The organism is Streptomyces sp. NRRL F-5126 (assembly GCF_000721265.1).
In the GTDB taxonomy this organism is placed as follows: Bacteria; Actinomycetota; Actinomycetes; order Streptomycetales; family Streptomycetaceae; genus Streptomyces.
In genome coordinates, this window is the sequence record NZ_JOFZ01000115.1 from 1 (window position 1) to 499 (window position 499).

The 499-nt window shown below is 68.7% G+C and carries 1 protein-coding gene; it reads right to left on the reverse strand.

Translation table 11 applies throughout. From position 1 onward, the window contains the following. On the reverse strand, positions 1-295 hold a 295-nt coding region (locus IH48_RS35565; RefSeq protein ID WP_324604344.1), incomplete at its 3' end, for an SDR family NAD(P)-dependent oxidoreductase. Positions 296-499: the final 204 nt, after the last annotated feature.

A 499-nucleotide genomic window follows, 5' to 3' on the forward strand; every position in this document is an offset into this window, starting at 1 on the left:
GCGAGAGATTGCCCAGCGTGGCGTCCTGGACGACGCCGGCGGTGTGGATGACGGCCGTCAGCGGGTGAGCGTGAGGGACCGTCTCCAGCAGCGCGGCGAGCTGGTCGGCGTCGGCGATGTCGCAGGCGCTGACGGTGACGTCCGCACCTAGGTCTGTGAGCTCCTGGCGAAGCTGGTCGGCGCCTTCGGCCTGGAGTCCGCGTCGGCTGGTGAGGTGCAGGTGGGTGTGGCCTTGGTCGGCGAGGTGGTGGGCGAGGAGGCTGCCGAGGGTGCCGGTGCCGCCGGTGATGAGGATGGTGCCGTCCGGGTTGAAGGGTGTCGGCGGGGGGACGGTGAGGACTCGAAGAGCCGGCTGAGGTCGGCCAGCATCCGCTGAATGAGATCAGGATCGGCCTCGTGAAGGTTGTATGCCTGGTAGGTGACGCCGGGGTGGGTGGTGGTGATGGTGTGGGGGTCGCGGAGGTCGGTTTTGCCCATTTCGAGGAAGTGTCCGCCGTGG